Origin of the sequence: Rossellomorea sp. NRS-1567, from assembly GCF_050467885.1 — a bacterium.
Classification (GTDB): Bacteria; Bacillota; Bacilli; order Bacillales; family Bacillaceae_B; genus Rossellomorea; species Rossellomorea aquimaris_C.
Genome location: NZ_JBITPL010000024.1, coordinates 43,534 through 60,523 on the forward strand (window position 1 = coordinate 43,534; position 16,990 = coordinate 60,523).

At 45.6% G+C, this 16,990-nt stretch carries 12 protein-coding genes; 6 read left to right on the forward strand and 6 right to left on the reverse strand.

What is annotated here, in order from left to right; translation table 11 throughout:
* Window positions 1–66 precede the first annotated feature (66 nt).
* Window positions 67–1,194, forward strand: a complete 1,128-nt coding sequence (yfkAB, locus tag ACIFOD_RS16680) for a radical SAM/CxCxxxxC motif protein YfkAB (protein WP_430315567.1) — start codon at window positions 67–69, stop codon at window positions 1,192–1,194.
* Between the two features lie 318 nt (window positions 1,195–1,512).
* Here the strand turns inward: yfkAB and ACIFOD_RS16685 are convergent, their stop codons facing one another.
* The 4 genes from ACIFOD_RS16685 to cax all read right to left on the reverse strand — a co-directional run bounded on the left by ACIFOD_RS16685 (window position 1,513) and on the right by cax (window position 6,022).
* Window positions 1,513–1,698 (reverse strand): hypothetical protein, encoded by a 186-nt coding sequence (locus ACIFOD_RS16685; protein ID WP_430315568.1) that lies wholly within the window; start codon window positions 1,696–1,698, stop codon window positions 1,513–1,515.
* A 104-nt stretch (window positions 1,699–1,802) separates the two neighbouring features.
* A complete protein-coding gene (locus ACIFOD_RS16690) occupies window positions 1,803–2,654 on the reverse strand; it encodes a YfkD family protein (RefSeq protein ID WP_428975318.1) in 852 nt (283 codons plus the stop codon).
* 230 nt (window positions 2,655–2,884) lie between these two features.
* Window positions 2,885–4,843: a hypothetical protein gene (locus ACIFOD_RS16695; RefSeq protein ID WP_430315569.1), complete on the reverse strand. Its 1,959-nt coding sequence runs from the start codon at window positions 4,841–4,843 to the stop codon at window positions 2,885–2,887.
* 123 nt (window positions 4,844–4,966) lie between these two features.
* Window positions 4,967–6,022, reverse strand: coding sequence for a calcium/proton exchanger (gene cax / locus ACIFOD_RS16700; protein WP_113968709.1), 1,056 nt, complete (start codon window positions 6,020–6,022; stop codon window positions 4,967–4,969).
* 90 nt (window positions 6,023–6,112) lie between these two features.
* Here cax and ACIFOD_RS16705 point away from each other — a divergent pair, with 90 nt between their 5' ends.
* Window positions 6,113–6,532 (forward strand): pyridoxamine 5'-phosphate oxidase family protein, encoded by a 420-nt coding sequence (locus ACIFOD_RS16705; protein WP_113968708.1) that lies wholly within the window; start codon window positions 6,113–6,115, stop codon window positions 6,530–6,532.
* A 275-nt stretch (window positions 6,533–6,807) separates the two neighbouring features.
* On the opposite strand, the gene ACIFOD_RS16710 is transcribed toward ACIFOD_RS16705, so the two are convergent.
* The gene (locus ACIFOD_RS16710) at window positions 6,808–7,191 is read right to left on the reverse strand and encodes an OsmC family protein (RefSeq protein WP_430315764.1); all 384 of its coding nucleotides are present in this window, start codon (window positions 7,189–7,191) and stop codon (window positions 6,808–6,810) included.
* A gap of 129 nt (window positions 7,192–7,320) precedes the next feature.
* Here ACIFOD_RS16710 and ACIFOD_RS16715 point away from each other — a divergent pair, with 129 nt between their 5' ends.
* The 4 genes from ACIFOD_RS16715 to ACIFOD_RS16730 all read left to right on the forward strand — a co-directional run bounded on the left by ACIFOD_RS16715 (window position 7,321) and on the right by ACIFOD_RS16730 (window position 13,604).
* On the forward strand, window positions 7,321–8,505 hold the full coding sequence (locus tag ACIFOD_RS16715; protein ID WP_397552932.1) for an MFS transporter: 1,185 nt from the start codon (window positions 7,321–7,323) through the stop codon (window positions 8,503–8,505).
* A gap of 214 nt (window positions 8,506–8,719) precedes the next feature.
* On the forward strand, window positions 8,720–10,636 hold the full coding sequence (locus ACIFOD_RS16720; RefSeq protein WP_430315570.1) for a heavy metal translocating P-type ATPase: 1,917 nt from the start codon (window positions 8,720–8,722) through the stop codon (window positions 10,634–10,636).
* Window positions 10,637–11,162: 526 nt separating this feature from the next.
* Complete coding sequence (locus ACIFOD_RS16725; RefSeq protein ID WP_430315571.1) at window positions 11,163–12,797, forward strand: PTS transporter subunit IIBC; 1,635 nt, start codon at window positions 11,163–11,165, stop codon at window positions 12,795–12,797.
* Between the two features lie 3 nt (window positions 12,798–12,800).
* Entirely contained in the window at window positions 12,801–13,604 is an 804-nt protein-coding gene (locus ACIFOD_RS16730) for an endonuclease/exonuclease/phosphatase family protein (RefSeq protein WP_430315572.1), read from the forward strand.
* Window positions 13,605–13,980: 376 nt separating this feature from the next.
* Here the strand turns inward: ACIFOD_RS16730 and ACIFOD_RS16735 are convergent, their stop codons facing one another.
* Window positions 13,981–16,941 carry a carbohydrate binding domain-containing protein gene (locus tag ACIFOD_RS16735; RefSeq protein ID WP_430315573.1) on the reverse strand — a complete coding sequence of 987 codons (2,961 nt, stop codon included), beginning with the start codon at window positions 16,939–16,941 and terminating at the stop codon, window positions 13,981–13,983.
* Window positions 16,942–16,990 lie beyond the last annotated feature (49 nt).

Consider the following 16,990-nt stretch of genomic DNA (forward strand, 5'->3'; position numbering starts at 1 on the left):
GGATTGACAAGGGCTGACCCTTTCTCAATAATGGATAGGTGACTTATTTAAAAAGGAGCTTTTATAATGAAAACTGATACTCTCTCCAAGAAAATGTCGATTGACCATGACCCTTGGGAGGCTTACTTAGATGTGGATGAGCATGGTGATATCACGCTTTCCAATATAGAATTCACCACCACGACGCTCTGTAACATGAGGTGCGAGCACTGTGCCGTCGGTTATACCCTGTCCCCGAAGGATCCAAGCGCCCTTCCCATTGAATTGATTCTACAGAAGCTCGACGATATCAAAACACTTCGTTCCCTTAGTATTACCGGCGGAGAGCCGATGATGTCCAAGAAATCCGTTGAAAATTATGTCTTGCCATTACTGGAGTATGCACATTCCAGAGGCGTACATACCCAGATCAACTCAAACCTGACCCTGGATCTGGACCGATACTTATTAATCGCCCCTTACCTGGATGTGCTGCACATTTCTCACAACTGGGGAACGATCGATGAGTTCATCGACGTCGGCTTTGCCAATATGGACCGAAAGCCGACAAGGGAGCAGCGTCAGAAGCTGTTTGACCGCATGATCGAGAACAGCCGTGCTCTATCTGAACGCGGAGTCCTTGTCTCGGCAGAAACCATGTTAAATAAAAACACCCTGCCTTACTTGGAAAAAATCCACCGTCAGGTAGTAGACGAAATGAAGTGCGGTCGTCACGAAATTCACCCAATGTATCCTTCCGATTTCGCGTCAAGCTTAGAAACTCTTTCATTGGAAGAGACCAGGGAAGCCATCAGAGACATTCTTGCCTTCCGTGATGAAAACGTGTGGATGCTATTTGGGACACTTCCATTCTATCCTTGCAGTTCTTCACAGGAAGACTTGGATTTTCTGACGGAACTTTATGCTGCTAAAAATGTCAGCGTCCGTAATGACCCTGACGGCCGTTCTCGCCTGAATGTGAATATTTTCACGGGTGATGTCATCGTCACAGACTTCGGTGACACGCCACCCCTTGGAAATATAGCGAAGGATACGCTGCCTGCGATTTTTGAAAAGTGGAAACAACAGCCTCTTGCGAAAGAGTTGAATTGCCACTGCCCTATGGCCCGCTGCCTTGGACCGAATGTGCTTGTGAAGTCTATGTATTATGGGGATGTTGACTTTTCGAAGCGTGAAGCGAGGATTTCTCGATAGAGATAGTGTGAAGGCTCAAATCTGTTATGGGTTTGGGCCTTTTTTATAGAAATTTGGGATATGAACTTCCGTCAGTTGACTAAATTTCTGGCTTTGTTGTGCCAGTTCTCGCCAAACTTGTGCCATTTTTCGGGTTTGTTGTGCCACTTCCGCCCAAACTTGTGCCACTTTCCAGGTTTGTTGCTCCAAATTGTGAACAAATCGACACTCGCACACATTCCAAACCCGCTACATCAACGCTACTTCTCCCCTAGCTCAAGGTCCGTCCCTCACCAAAAACCAAAAAAAAGCACAACGGACATTCATCCGGTGTGCTTCTTATCCGATTGGGCCGCGGTGGTTTTCTTTTACGGGTTGGTCCATTTTCTGTAGGGCCGGGTCCATTGCGTTGTATGGTTGATTCTTGAGGCTTTCGGCATATACTTTTGCCCTTTTCGCTCCGAACCAAATTCTCATTGCTGTGTACGCAATAAGGATCCCGCCAAAAATAAGTAGATACTCCATGATATCCCTCCTTCAATTCTGAATATTCTAATTATTATAACATATCAAAGAAAATAATAAAAGAGTGAAATAAGTTTTACCCCACTTCACTCTTCTTTAAACATTTATCTTGGTGTTTCGCTTGCCATGAAGCCGAAGTGGACGTGATCCTGGACTGGAATCCAGGCTCCGACTCCTTGGGATGTAACATTTTTCACGACGACGGAGCGTTTTGTTCCTTTCATCACAAGGAACACTTCACCGTAGGTTACTTTTCCTTTTTCGTTAATCGCTGGTGCGTAGGCATAGAGGTAGCCCAGACGTTTTGGTGAAATGTTGTACACCTGATCCTTCTTCGTCCCTGCTCCTACAATCGTTTGGAATGCAAGGGGCAGTTTGGATTTATCCATTGCTTTGATGAGCATCATTTTTTCTACATCATCTGCGTGTGGGACTTTAGCCGTCAATCCACCCTTCACTACTTTTTGTGCTTCCTGGACGTAGTGAATTTGATAATTGGATTTTCCGCCGCGGTTATCGAAGTAGTTCGTGTTGACCTTTTGATACTCCCAGTTAGGAGAGGTCTCGGTTGAAGCATAGTTTAAAGGCCATTCTCCTAAATAGATCGTTGCCCGCAATCCAATCGTTGGTGCTTTATTCATGGTGGATTCATTCAGCATCCGGATCAGATTGGGGTTTTCAATTCTCACATTCGATGTTTCGATTAATTCCTGAGACCATTCGCTCGGTTGAAGATACGGTTGATCCTGGGTTGAATTGGGATACGTATTTTCCTTTGCGATGTTTAATACTGAGTTTGGGATCTTTACGCTGGTATCTTCAGTTGGTTTCGGAGCTTTCTCCGTTGTTTTTGGTGCTTTGTCATTTTCTTTTTTAGGACTATTTTCAGCGTGAATACCCGTTGTTGCAACGAAAAATGCGAGTATGACCATAAGAACAGTGCGCATGATTTTCATGTTTTGACTCCTTTCAAGCTTAAGGGTTTGCCGTTAGTTTTTCCTAGTTGAAAAAGCTTATCCCAAAAACTTTATTTGAAAGAATATTTACAAAATTCAAATATTATTTTATGCTATTAAGTATAAGAAAACAGTCAGGCTTCTACCTACAAAGCATACTGGCCTGTTTTCAATCATTCCTACATTCCCTAAAGAAGCAGCGGAGTTCATCATTGAACTCTGCTGCTTTTTTAATCATCCTTACAGGAGCACTCTTCCGGTGGACAGACACATTTGATGTGCACTTCATATGCCTTGGTGGAAATATTTTTGTCATCAATGATGACATAAGCTTGGATTGAGATACGATCATGCATTCCGTATTCAGAAATGATTCTTGCTGAATAGTTTCCTTCCTCGTCTGTGATGGCAGGGTTGGGTGCGATGGCCCCCTTAAAGTGCTCTTCTTTTACTTCAAAGTAAACCTTTATATCTTCTAGTGGCCTGGAGTCACACAGCACTCTCCCTGTAAGGCGTGCTCCTTTGCATCCCACATACGGCGGCACTTTAAACGTCAGTTTCACTTCACTGCATTTCAGGCAGCCTGCATAAACAAAGGCTTTTTCTACGATTTCCTCATCCTCTATCACGGCGCTTGCCGAATATATAACGTCTTTGAACGGCGTGTTCGGCGGCACTTTGGCGTCACTGGTAAATCTGCCATGTTCATCTGTATACACAACTTGGGGTTCAAACTGTAAAACCGTACTGGACAATTTCACTTTCACATCATGCAGAGGTTTCTTGTCACAACATACTTTACCGCTCACTTTTCCACAGCAGTCTATTTCTTTTATATGATCCAGTTCAATGGTCGGATATTTGCATTGGCACTGTATTTTGACCGTTTTGATCATCGACTTGATCACCGTGTCACCAAAGATGGTCGTCGCCTGAATCGATATGTCTTCGGCTTTCCCCGAGACTGGAGTGATCATCGTTTCATATTCACCATGTTCATTGGTCCGGGCAGGATTTGGATTCACTTCCACAGCACCTGGCGATGAATCTATGATCGCAATCGTGATCGCTGCATGTCGGATAGGGATTCCGTCACATGTTAATTGTCCGGTTAATTTAGTGCCTTTACAAGGGATGACCTCGCACGGAACTTCGAGAGTCAATTTAGGCTTTTCACACTTGTCACAGCCTGCAATGACTTGATCAGTGTCCGAAACTGTTTTTCCATCCACCATTGCTTCCGCTTTATAGAAAGCGGACTGAAACTTAGTTCCGTTTTTCACCTTGACGACCGATGAAAATTCTCCTTTCTCATTGGTCACTGGGACAGCCGGCTTAAACTTCAGAATCGGGGAGCCGGTTAATGTTACCGGGACGTTCGCCTGAGGTACGCCATCACAGGTAACTTTCCCACTCACGATGGCACGGCAATCGATTTTCTTTAAGTTAGTTAACTTTATGTCCGGATTCTTACATTTGACGCATCGAACCTTCACTTCTCTTGTTTCTGAGGTAACCTTTTCACCTCCGAGTTTCGTTATTGCTGTAATTGTAATGGTCTCCTTCACATCAGGAAAAAGGACAAGGGTTGCCGTAAATTTCCCGTCCCCCTGAGTAATCGCAGGATTTGGTGTGATCACTATACGCTTGGATTGTGATTCAATGATAAATGAAATGGCCGCATTCCCTATTGCCATTCCATCGCAAATGAGCCGTCCAGAAAGTTTTGCCCCCTTGCACCCGACCGGTTCCTTGATCGGATCCAGCATAAGTTCAGGATGTTTACATTTAATACATTCCACTCTTACTGATATCGAATCCCAGATGGTTTTCCCGATGACCATTGCCGTTGCGGTCACGATTACGTTAGGTATGATCGAAGTACCCGGAGCCACAGTCACTCTCGTTGAAAACCGGCCGGTGCTGTCCGTGACTGGAGTCTCGTTATCAAATATCAGTCCCGTGAAAGATGACGACAGAGTAACCTTGACACCTTGGAGGGGTTGATAATCACAAAGCACTCTGCCACTGATGATGCCTTCACAGCTGATCATTCCTTTTTGATCTAGTTGAATGGTAGGATTTGTACACCCTTCAAAGGGAAAAATCCCGGGACATCCTCTGGGAGCTAAATCGATTTTACAATCAATGACTTTGCCTAAGATCGGTTTTTTCTTTTTTCTCACCATTCTCATTCCTTTGCACAAAAACTCTTCTGTTATCTTATTCAGGATTGAGTAGGCGGTTCACACGAATTTTTTACGGGACAAAGAAAAGACCCGACAGACTAACCTGCCGGGTTCTCCATTATATTATAGTAGATAAAATCCAATCCCCATGATGAAGTAGGCTGCCAAAAGGGTAAGACCCTCAAACCAGTTCGTCTCTCCATCATTGGATATGACGATCGTGACAAGTACGGCTGATACCATGGCCACAAGCTCCGGTAACGTAAACACAAGCGGCATGCTCGTTTCGAAAAACAGAGAAATCAACACAAGAACCGGCGCGACAAACATCGCAATCTGCAGGGTAGAACCGACTGCAATCTCAACAGCGATATCCATCTTATTTTTATAAGCCATAATGATCGCCGACGCATGCTCGGCAGCGTTTCCGACGATGGCTACGATGATGACCCCGATGAACAGTTCGCTCCAGCCGAACGTGTTCCCGACCTCCTCAAACGTATGAACAAGGCGTTCCGATACATAGGCAACGGCTGCAGTAGAAGCGGCAAGGATCAGCAACGCTTTCCCCTTACTCCACTCCGGCTCTTCATGAGCGTGCGCACCCTCTTCGCTTTCATGCTGATACACCCCGCGGTGAGTCACTAACTTGAAGAATAAGGCAAATAAATAAAGGGCGATTAAGATGACCGAAACACCGATGGAAAGGGTCATGGTCTTCGCTTCGTTCATATCCTGGGCGAATACTTCCGGAATGACGAATGCCACGATGATCGCAAACATCAGGAGCCCCGAGTTGTGACGGGCATCAAACACATTGAACTTCTGACGTTTGAACTTGATTCCCCCCACAAAAAAAGACAACCCGGCAACTAAGAGCAGATTCCCAAGCACGGATCCCGTCAAGGACGCCAGCACGACGCCGATCAAACCAGCTTTTAACGCAAAAATAGAAATAATGAGTTCTACCGCATTTCCAAAGGTCGCATTCAATAATCCGCCGATACGGGGTCCCGACACAACGGCCAAACTTTCCGTCGATCTTCCCATAAAAGCTGCAAGGGCAATGATCGTCACACAGTAGATCACGAACATGATGACATTCGGCCAATGAAGCAGTGAGCCGATGACCGAGATCGGAACTCCTGCAAATACAAGCAGTGCAAATACTTTATTCATGTGTAAGATCCTTCTTTCTTAAAGAAAATTTGTTTAAATCAAGGGAGATGAGACACATTATAGATAGAACCCAATTAGGAGGTACAACCCATGTCACAAACCTTAAAAGATAAGATCGTTGAGCTGTTTTCCCACCATAAAATCGGCACCCTTGCCACGATTCGCGACAACAAACCGTATTCACGCTTTATGATGTTTTACCATGAAGACCTTACACTCTACACCGCAACCAATGAGCATGCGCACAAAGCAGAAGACATCGCACAGAACCCTCATGTTCATATCCTTCTGGGCCATGACCGCGATTCCGATCATGAACACTATGTAGAAATCGAAGCAGAGGCTTCCGTCGAAGAATCCAAAGAGCTGAAAGAAAAATTCTGGAACGACCAACTCAAATCCTGGATCGCAAGCCCCGACGACCCGGAATACATGCTCCTCAAGCTCACACCCAAAACCATCCTCTACTACGAAAAAACAGGCAAAGAACCCCAGGAACTAAGCCTATAGAGGAAAAACTAAAGAGGGACGGACCTCTGAATCAGATGAGAACCTTTATGTAGTGGGGTTTATGCTGAAATAGATGTCCGTCCTTTACCATTTTACTGTATTGAGTGTATTGAGGGACGGACCTTCATCTGGGTTATAACCTTGATACAATGGGGCTTGTGCTGTTTTGAGGTCCGTCCCTCATCACTTTACTGCACTGAAGGACGGACCTTCATCTAGTTATAAACCTTGATACAATAGGTCTTATACTCCTAGAAGGTCCGTCCCTCAACGCTTTACTGCACTAACTCAAAGGTTTCTTCGATTTTGATGCTGTCTTGTACGGATTGGACCATGGAGCAGTTTTTGCGTGTGAGCTTCATGGCTTTTTCAATTTTGTTTTTGTCGATGTCCGTCCCTCTGATGGTGAAGTGAAGGGAGATGGCTTCGACGCGGTTGGCTTCGGCTTCGTTGCGAGTTATGTCGGCTTTGATATGTATGTCGTCAAATTCGATGCGCATTTTCTCCAGGACTTTGCGGAGGACTCCCCCGCTGCACACGGCTACGGATGAAACCAATAATTGGAATGGACGAAAGCCATACTCTTCGTTACCCGAAACCTCCAGCTTCCCAAACCCTAAATCTGTGTAAAATCCGCCTTCTTGCATGTTAAATTCCATTTTCACTTCATTCCTTCCTTATTATGTTAGTAGATGTTTTGATTTTACTCTATTCGTTTCATATTGCCAAACATTGAAATTGGGGGTACCATCTAAGAAGTAATCATCAATGATTGGGAGTTTTTTCAAATGAATCAAACACTAACCTTCCGTTTCTGGGTCCTTGTCGGAATCGTCGCGATTTCGGGATTCTCACAAGGGATGCTTCTTCCTTTAATCGCCATTATTTTCGAACAGGACGGCGTTTCTTCCTCCCTGAATGGATTAAACGCAACCGCACTATATATCGGAATCTTACTTGCCTCTCCATTAATGGAAAGACCACTTCAGAAGATCGGATACAAACCGATGATCATCATCGGGGGAATCGTGGTGGCAGCGTCACTCTTACTGTTCCCGGTCTGGAAATCCTTCTGGTTCTGGTTCTTCCTGCGTCTTTGCATCGGAATCGGCGATCACATGCTTCACTTCGCCACCCAGACATGGATCACATCGTTTTCATCGAAAGAACATCGCGGACGAAACATATCCATCTACGGTGTCTCTTTTGGAGTCGGCTTTGCCGTCGGACCGATGATGACACAGCTCATCACCATCCATCAAGCACTGCCATTCATCATCTCTTCCTTATTAAGCCTGACCGTGTGGATGTTCGTCTTTAAATTACAAAACGAATTCCCCGACCAGCATAATATCGGCAGTGCCTCGTTCCTTGGATCTTTTCACCGTTTCGGAAAGGTTCTCAAGTATGCCTGGGTCGCCCTGCTGCCTCCATTGGGATATGGATTCCTGGAAGCTTCATTAAATGGAAACTTCCCTGTTTTCGCACTGCGAAACGGTCTCTCCATTGAAGCCGTCGCGATCCTCTTACCTGCTTTTGCAGTAGGAAGTATCATATCCCAGGTTCCACTTGGCATTCTGAGTGACAAATATGGCAGACAAAATGTCCTGCTCATCGTCATGATGATCGGCTTCCTCTGTTTTTCTGCCGCAGGAATCGTCTCTGAATCCACCATCGGCTTATTTATCTGCTTTACTTTAGCCGGGATGGCCGTCGGATCGACTTTTTCACTCGGTATTAGTTATATGACGGATCTTCTGCCAAAAGAATTACTTCCTGCCGGAAACATCATGTGCGGAATCTTTTTCAGCTTCGGAAGCATGATCGGTCCATTCGTAGGAGGGATCACGATCGACTGGTTTAAAGGCTCGAGTTTCTTCTATTTAATCGCATGCATGATGCTGATGATTTTTATGAGCCTACTCGTCTTTTCCCTTCAAAACCGACGCAGTGAAATAACCCAGAATAACTAGCACAAAACTCTTTCCATTCTCATATACATGTGATAGGATTAGATTATAATAATTATAAATTACTAACTTCATATAAAATCATCTAAGAGCACGTGCAGTTTTGCTGTCACCTTTCATTGGTGGCAGCTTTCGTCGTTTTATAGGGGTATTGACGTTGATTATTATTCTCAATGAGAATCTCATATTTTCATTTAACAAAAAGGAGGAATACGCTATGAGCTCACAATCCAAAGCCTTAACCATGGGGACACCTAATGAAAAAATAAACTTCTTTGAAAAAATAAAGCCTCATGCAGAATTGATCGCCGCACTGGTCAGTGGTGTGTTTATTTTATTGGGATGGTTGACGTCTAACAATGACTCCACCTTAAGCATCGTCTTCTATCTCCTCGCCTTTGCCATCGGCGGGTTCGCCAAAGCCAAAGAAGGAATCGAAGAAACCATCGAAAACAAAGAACTGAATGTAGAAATGCTGATGATTTTTGCCGCTGTCGGATCTGCCATCATCGGTTACTGGACAGAGGGCGCCATCCTCATCTTCATCTTCGCAGTCAGTGGCGCCCTTGAAACGTATACCATGAACAAAAGTCAGAAGGAAATTTCCGCACTCATGCAGCTTCAGCCTGAAGAAGCATGGCTCGTGACAGGATCTGGTGAAAAGAAAGTCCACGTTTCAAGTCTTGAGATCGGCGACCATATTTTAATTAAACCAGGTGAACGCGTGCCAACAGATGGTGTTGTCGTAAAAGGAACAACGTCCATCGATGAAGCAGCTATTTCAGGGGAAGCCGTCCCTGTAACAAAAGGTCAAAGAGATGAAGTGTTCGCTGGAACGGTCAACATCAACGGTGCCATCACGGTTGAAATGACCAAACCAAGCAGCGAAACCCTTTTCCAAAAAATCATTGATCTGGTGCAATCAGCCCAAAGCGAGAAATCGCCTTCCCAGCAGTTCATCGAACGCTTTGAAGGGACCTATGTAAAAGTCGTGCTTGCCGTAGTATTCCTGATGATGTTCGTTCCACACTTCTTCCTCGGATGGAGCTGGACGGAAACATTCTACCGGGCAATGGTCCTGCTTGTTGTTGCTTCTCCTTGTGCACTGGTTGCCGCGATCATGCCAGCGAGTTTATCGGCCATTTCAAACGGTGCCCGCCACGGAATTCTTTTCAAAGGCGGCGCCCACTTGGAAAACTTAAGCAACATCAAAGCGATTGCCTTTGATAAAACGGGAACGTTGACGAAGGGGAAACCAGTCGTAACCGATATAGTGGTTGCGGATCATGTGGATGAGCGTGAAGTCATGGCTACCGTTGCTTCGATTGAAAACCAGTCGAATCATCCACTTGCTCAAGCCATCGTCCGCCACGCAACCCGCGAGTTAAACCTGGAACTCTCACAGCCTGATTCCCTCGAAGACGTATCCGGTTGGGGGGTCAGAGCGGTGGTGGACGGTGCCGAATGGAAAATCGGGAAAGCCGATTTTGTGGATAAAGTGTTAGCAGAACAATTTATGGATGGTGCCTTTGGACGAATCGCTTCTGAAGGAAAAACGACGGTCTTCGTTGCCAAAGAGAATGAAATTGTCGCTTTGATCGCATTAAAAGACGTTGTGCGTAAAGAAACCATCAAAGCTTTGCAACTCCTAAAAGAAGAAGGCATCCAAACGATCATGCTGACAGGAGACAATGAAAAGACGGCCCGTGCCATCGCCGAAGAAGCCAAGGTTGCCTCCTTCATTGCCGAGTGCCTGCCGGAAACGAAAGTAGACGAACTGAAAAGGCTGAAACGCCAATTCGGCACGGTCGGTATGGTTGGGGACGGGATCAACGATGCTCCGGCGCTCGCAACGGCAAACGTCGGAATCGCCATGGGTGAAGGAACCGATGTCGCCCTGGAAACAGCCGATGTCGTGTTGATGAAAAATGACCTTACCCGAATTGCGGAAGCCATTAAACTATCGAAAAAAATGAAACGGATCGTCCAACAAAACGTGGTTTTTTCAATTACTGTGATCATGCTGCTGATCGCGTCGAACTTCCTGCAAATCCTGGATCTCCCTTATGGAGTGATTGGCCATGAGGGTAGTACGATTTTGGTTATCTTAAATGGTCTGCGATTGTTGAAATAATGTTGATAAGCATCCAATCTTGAGAGATTGGATGCTTTTTTCTTGAATACTATGTGAATTCGTCAGAGGGATGTAATTGTAATGATGAAATAGAATGTCGGTCCATCGATCCTCCACCACTTATCCACATCCTTATTCCATCCACAATGACTCAACTATTTTCTCCCCTTAAAATTATCCACAATCCACAATCCACGAATACATCCCTCCCTTCCATTCCTCCCACTACTAAACAACCAGGGTAGTTATCCACATTCCCTGCAACACAGCTTCCCCTACCAAGGTCCGTCCCTCCAGCTAATAATATTTTACTAAAATAATATTTTGTTGTTGCTTTCTTGAAAGGGATATCATAAAATGTGTTTAGTTAGTGCAAACGGTTGCATCTATTTTCATGTTACATCACACTCTAATGAGGAAGACGCACCAATCAGCATTTCATTTAATCTGAAATGTAAACGCACACATGTCATTCCATGTAAAATATATAGACAAATAGATTGATATTTAAGGAGGATACGGGTTTATGAAGAATTTATTGTCGTTTGATTTTTGGCAGAAGTTCGGGAAAGCGTTGCTTGTAGTAGTGGCCGTCATGCCAGCTGCAGGGATCATGATTTCCCTCGGTAAGTTGATTGCGATGATGGGTGGAGACATCACATTAGTGCAAACGATTGCAAGAGTAATGGAGGATATCGGTTGGGGAGTCATCACCAACCTTCACATCCTGTTCGCCGTGGCCATCGGTGGCTCGTGGGCGAAAGAACGTGCAGGCGGTGCCTTCGCTGCGCTGATCGCCTTCATCCTGATCAACCGTATTACAGGAGCGATCTTCGGAGTCAATGGAGATATGCTCGGTGATCTTGAAGCAACGGTCTCTTCCCTTTTTGGACAAACATTAGTGGTTTCTGATTATTTCACATCGGTCCTTGGTGCACCTGCTTTAAACATGGGTGTATTCGTCGGGATCATCTCAGGTTTCTTAGGAGCCAATCTTTTCAACAAATATTATAACTACAGTAAATTACCCGATGCCCTTTCCTTCTTTAACGGAAAACGTTTCGTACCATTTGTCGTGATTGTGGGCTCCATCGTCATTGCTGTCATCATGGCGATTGTATGGCCAGTCATCCAGGGGTTACTGAATGACTTCGGTCAATGGATCGCAACTTCCCGGAACACGGCACCAATCATTGCACCATTTGTATTCGGTGCGTTAGAGCGTCTATTATTACCATTCGGTCTGCATCATATGTTAACGGTTCCAATCAACTATACGGAACTCGGCGGAACGTACAAAATCCTGACTGGTTCAGGTGCAGGTTCGACGGTTGCCGGTCAAGATCCACTATGGCTTGCCTGGATCGCTGACTTAAACAACTTCCTAGCTGCAGGAGATACAGAAGGCTACAAGCAATTATTAAATGACGTAACACCTGCCCGCTTCAAAGTAGGTCAAATGATTTTATCCACAGCTGCCCTGATCGGTATCGCTTATGCCATGTACCGCAATGTGGATAAAGACAAGAAGAAGAAATACAAGTCTATGTTCCTATCAGCTGGTTTAGCCGTATTCTTAACAGGTGTTACAGAGCCTATCGAATTCATGTTCATGTTCGCAGCCCCACTTTTATATGTGGTGTATGCCATCATGACGGGACTTGCTTTCGCGATTGTGGATATCGTCAACATCCGCGTTCACTCTTTCGGATCCATCGAGCTGTTGACTCGTGTCCCGATGATTCTCAAAGCAGGCCTATGGGTCGACCTAGTGAACTTTGTGGTTGCTTGTATCGTATTCTTTGGCCTTAACTTTACGGTTGCCAACTTCTTGATCAAAAAGTTCAACTTCCCTACGCCGGGTCGTAACGGTAACTACATTGAAGATGAAGCGGCAACCGGCGGCGGTACCGTAAGTGCCGATTCCATCGCTCCGAAAGTCGTTGCCATGCTTGGCGGTAAAGATAACATCGTAGACGTGGATGCATGTATGACCCGCCTTCGTGTAACAGTAAAAGACACAAGCCTTGTCGGGACTGAACAGGAATGGAAGAAAAACGGAGCATTGGGACTCATCCTGAAAGACAAAGGCGTCCAAGCCATCTATGGTCCGAAAGCAGACGTCATCAAGTCTGACATTCAAGATCTGCTGGGAGCGTAATACATGAAATTACTCACGTTGAATTGTCACTCATGGCAAGAAGACAACCAACTCGAAAAAATCTCGATCCTGGCAACTGACATCGCGGAGAAATGCTACGATGTCATCGCCTTGCAGGAAGTCAGTCAGCTGATCGAAAGTGAACCGGTGGAGGGCTTAGTTAAAAAAGACAATTTTGCCCTCGTCCTTCTTGGGGAATTGGAGAAATGCGGCGAGACGGATTACACACTCGTCTGGGACTTCGCTCATATCGGGTACGACGTCTATGAAGAAGGCGTGGCGATATTGACGAAGCACCTGGTCATAGAAGAACACCGCTTCTTCATCTCAAAAAGCCATGACCAATCCTACTGGAAAACCCGGAAGATCGTAGGGGCCACGATTTCATATGAAGGAAAGCCCCTCACGTTCTACTCCTGCCACCTCGGCTGGTGGACGGACGAAGAAGAACCGTTCAAGTTTCAAGTTGATTCCTTGATGGAACAAGTCACTCCTGAATCCCCCTACTTTTTAATGGGCGACTTCAACAATAATGCCCTGGTTCGTGAGGAAGGATATGATTATCTCCTTTCAAAAGGGCTTGTCGACACATTTGATGAGGCTGTTGAACGGGACCGCGGCGTCACCGTTGAAGGGAAGATTGCAGGTTGGGATGAGAATAAGGTCGATTTAAGGATTGATCTTGTACTGTCCAGTGAGAAAGTGGATGTTAAGTCTTCACGTGTCATCTTTAATAATGTGAATAAACCTGTTGTTTCGGATCACTTCGGGGTTGAAGTGGTGTTGGGTGACGGAGAAAGCAGCTGATCTTGGATTGGCTGTTTTTTTGTGTGTTTGGAAAAAGTTTTGAGTCGTTTTTGCCAGGATGTGGGTGGGAATCGGATGTGTTTTGGGTTTTGGAATAGTTATTGCTGGTGTGACTTTGGGAGCTTTGAGAAATATCGACCGTTACAGAGATTTATCGACCGTATTTTCAATATATCAACCTTATTTTCATTTTATCGACCGTTAATTCTTTTTATCAACCAAAACCACCCGTATATCGACCTTTCTACTGTTCTCGACAAAAAATGCAAGCCCCCTTCCGACCTAACATTTTATCCAAAGCTTTCACTCATCCACCAGCTTCCCACAAACCCTAACCAAAAAAAGTACAACGCCCAAAGACGCTGTACTCCACTTCCTACTTCAACTCCACATTATCAATTACTACATCATGAGCGCCAAGCACCTCTCCAGTAGCACCCAGTAGAAACTTAAGACTCGTTTCCTCCCTCACAGGGGGGGTAAACGTATATTCAAAGCGACCCTTATTTTCATTAAGCTCAGCAATTTCCGATAAAGACCTCGTATATTGACTGTTTTCCAGCGTCACTTCCATCGTCCGGGCTACTGAAGAGCTTGCATCGAAGGAAAGCGTGTATTCTTTCCCGGGCTCAAGCACCAGATTCCCCTGAAAGAGTTGAACGCTCCATGGTTCCTTCCCTTCATTCCCGATGGAGATATGCGCTTCCCCATCAACATGCTGAATACTTGCTCCTGCATCAAAATGGATGTAGGACTCCCAAGGGGCTAAGCCATTATCAAAGGACCCATTTTTAATAGGGAACGGATCAACGGGTTCCACTTTTTTCAATAGTTTAATATTATCCACCTTCACCTCTTGAGTGCTTCCTCCAAGGTGGATGATCAGTTGCGCTTCCAAGTCCGTCACATCCGGCATCGTGAACGCCATAGCATGACTTTCCCAATCAGAATTCAAAGGAATCGTTTCCGTTACATAAGAAACTTCTCCATCCTTGCTTCTCATCTCAATCTGAATATCGCGGGCACTTTCAGCCACCCCGTCCAACTTCAGTTCATATTCACTTCCAGCCTGAAGCTGAACACCTTTTTGCACTAATTGTACTTCGTCCGTTTCATTTAAAAGCTTGGTCGAAAACACCCGCTCTTCGGGATCAACACCCATCGATGCGGCATTCTCGGAATCTACCAATTTCCAATAAAGCAAACGGTCAGGGAATCCCTGGTCAAACGTTCCGTTATAGATCAGGTTCCCGCTTGGAAGGGCAGGTTTGGAAGCATCCGGATCCACTTGAACCGGTGGGATTTCCTCCACCCGGACATTCCCGATCCACACAGGCAGCTTGGACAATCCGAGATTCAGCTCCACACGTGCTGCAAGATCATTTTCCTCGGTCATCTGGAACACCATTTCATAGGATTCCACCCCGTCTTGCAGTGAAAATGATTCGCTGTTTGAATAGGCTGCATATCCTCTGCTTTCACCTCCGCCGACTTTTACGTTGATCGGACGTGATCCCGTCGATTTTGCATCGAAGGATACACGGTAATACCGGCCTTTCCCGAGAGAAACATCTTGAATGAGCTGCACGGCATAAGGCTGGCTTCCCGGTTCTTGGATATCCACTTTGGCAAAATTCCTTCCCTCAACCTGATCAAGGGACACATTCGCTTTTCCTCCAAAATCAGGGACGGTCAAGAAATACCAATGATCTGTATTCGGTACTCCTGTAATCCCTTCAACGTCTTCCCATTCCTGATCAAACCCATTGTTGTAAATGAGGTTTCCGTCTTCAAGGGGCTGTTTCGCCTCTTCCGGTAATGGCTGCTGTTCGAATACAGGCAGCTCCGGCGTTTGATACGGTCTTCCCGTCAGATCATAAACCCTCACATAGTCAACGTCCATGGACTGAGGGAACATCGTATCCTCTGTCGGGTCCCCATCAAAATTCCCGCCGATCGCCACATTCAACAACATGTGGAAAGGCTGATCGAATGGTGCAGGATACGTGAAGTTGGCCGCATTGCCTGTCCCTTTGCTATACCAATTGTTCTGGGTTTGGCGGAGTTTCCCGTCTACATACCAGCGGATTTCCCCCGGCTCCCATTCAACAGAATATACATGCTCGTCGGCAATCGTCGAGCCATCTTCAAAGGCATAGTGAGCGCCGGTATACTTGTTATTCGGCCACGTTTCACCGTAATGAATAGTCCCGATCGCTTCATGTGGATTGCTTCCCTGGGCTTCTAAAATATCGATTTCCCCAGAGGCTGCCCATCCACCATACTTATCATCTTCCGGGAGCATCCAAAATGCAGGCCAGTAGCCTTTCCCGACTGGAAGAGAGGCCTTCATTTCGAATTTCCCAAATGCCTTTGAAAAAAGACCCTTCGTTTTTAAGCGGGATGACGTATAAGCAAAACCTTCATATTCTTCTTTCTTGGCCGTGATCAACAGCTTCCCATCTTCTGTCCTCGCGTTTTCCGGACGGTCTGTGTAATATTGTTTTTCATTATTCCCCCATCCCGGAACATACGCACCGCTTGCATCGGTAAACCCGTTGCCGATATCAAACGTCCACTTTCCACGGTCAATCTCAGCCTGATTGAATTCGTCATTCCATACGAGGGACCATGGTGAAGCAAAAGAAGATGCATCACTTGTTTCTTCTCCCTTATATGTAATGGTGCCGTTCAAGGTTGCTTTCTCCACGTTACCCTCTCCATCGATGACCGATCCTTGACCGGGTGCCGATACAGTAAGTTCCTTTACTAACGCATCCATAGTAAGGTTAACAGTTGAAAGCGTGTTCATTTCCAACCGATCTGCAACGCCGTCAAGTTCTACTTCTGCCTCTCCTTTTTTACCAGTGGTTGTAATCGTTTCGAACTCGCCTTTTAAATTAGCCTTCTTCGTTTTGACCGTGGATGCCGATACGGTTACATCCTGGAATCCAGCGGAGGTAATCTCTCTTTCTTCCAGCAATACATTTCCATCCAACACGGTTTCTTCGACGATCGATTCTCCAGAGACGGTGATTTTTGTAGGGTGACCAGGTCCTTGAACCGATAGATTATATAACTCCGAATCGGACAGCTGAAGGGTATCAGGCGCTTTCCCCTTGATAAGGGTCTTCCCGTGAACCGTCACGTTTTCAAGGATAATGTCCTTTCCGGCATCAGGTGTGATCACCAGGTCGCCTTCAATCGTTTTATCTATTAATGTCGAATCCTTGAGGTGAAAAGGCTTTTCTTTCTGAGCTGCTTTTCCTATGTTTCCTGGTGTAAGACTCATGATGAGACATGCGGCGGTAAAAGAAGTGACTGCTTTTTTTATCATTGGAACGCCTCCTGTATTCAATTATGTCTCACGTGGGACATTTGTATAT

What these genes read in the sequence shown, in the direction of transcription:
- ACIFOD_RS16710 (WP_430315764.1), bottom strand. Translation starts at nt 7,191, where the DNA reads ATGGAATTTAACATGCAAGAAGGCGGATTTTACACAGATTTAGGGTTT.
- ACIFOD_RS16720 (WP_430315570.1), top strand. Translation starts at nt 8,720, where the DNA reads ATGAGCTCACAATCCAAAGCCTTAACCATGGGGACACCTAATGAAAAA.
- ACIFOD_RS16735 (WP_430315573.1), bottom strand. Translation starts at nt 16,941, where the DNA reads ATGATAAAAAAAGCAGTCACTTCTTTTACCGCCGCATGTCTCATCATG.
- ACIFOD_RS16725 (WP_430315571.1), top strand. Translation starts at nt 11,163, where the DNA reads ATGAAGAATTTATTGTCGTTTGATTTTTGGCAGAAGTTCGGGAAAGCG.
- ACIFOD_RS16690 (WP_428975318.1), bottom strand. Translation starts at nt 2,654, where the DNA reads ATGAAAATCATGCGCACTGTTCTTATGGTCATACTCGCATTTTTCGTT.
- cax (WP_113968709.1), bottom strand. Translation starts at nt 6,022, where the DNA reads ATGAATAAAGTATTTGCACTGCTTGTATTTGCAGGAGTTCCGATCTCG.
- yfkAB (WP_430315567.1), top strand. Translation starts at nt 67, where the DNA reads ATGAAAACTGATACTCTCTCCAAGAAAATGTCGATTGACCATGACCCT.
- ACIFOD_RS16730 (WP_430315572.1), top strand. Translation starts at nt 12,801, where the DNA reads ATGAAATTACTCACGTTGAATTGTCACTCATGGCAAGAAGACAACCAA.
- ACIFOD_RS16705 (WP_113968708.1), top strand. Translation starts at nt 6,113, where the DNA reads ATGTCACAAACCTTAAAAGATAAGATCGTTGAGCTGTTTTCCCACCAT.
- ACIFOD_RS16715 (WP_397552932.1), top strand. Translation starts at nt 7,321, where the DNA reads ATGAATCAAACACTAACCTTCCGTTTCTGGGTCCTTGTCGGAATCGTC.
- ACIFOD_RS16685 (WP_430315568.1), bottom strand. Translation starts at nt 1,698, where the DNA reads ATGGAGTATCTACTTATTTTTGGCGGGATCCTTATTGCGTACACAGCA.
- ACIFOD_RS16695 (WP_430315569.1), bottom strand. Translation starts at nt 4,843, where the DNA reads ATGGTGAGAAAAAAGAAAAAACCGATCTTAGGCAAAGTCATTGATTGT.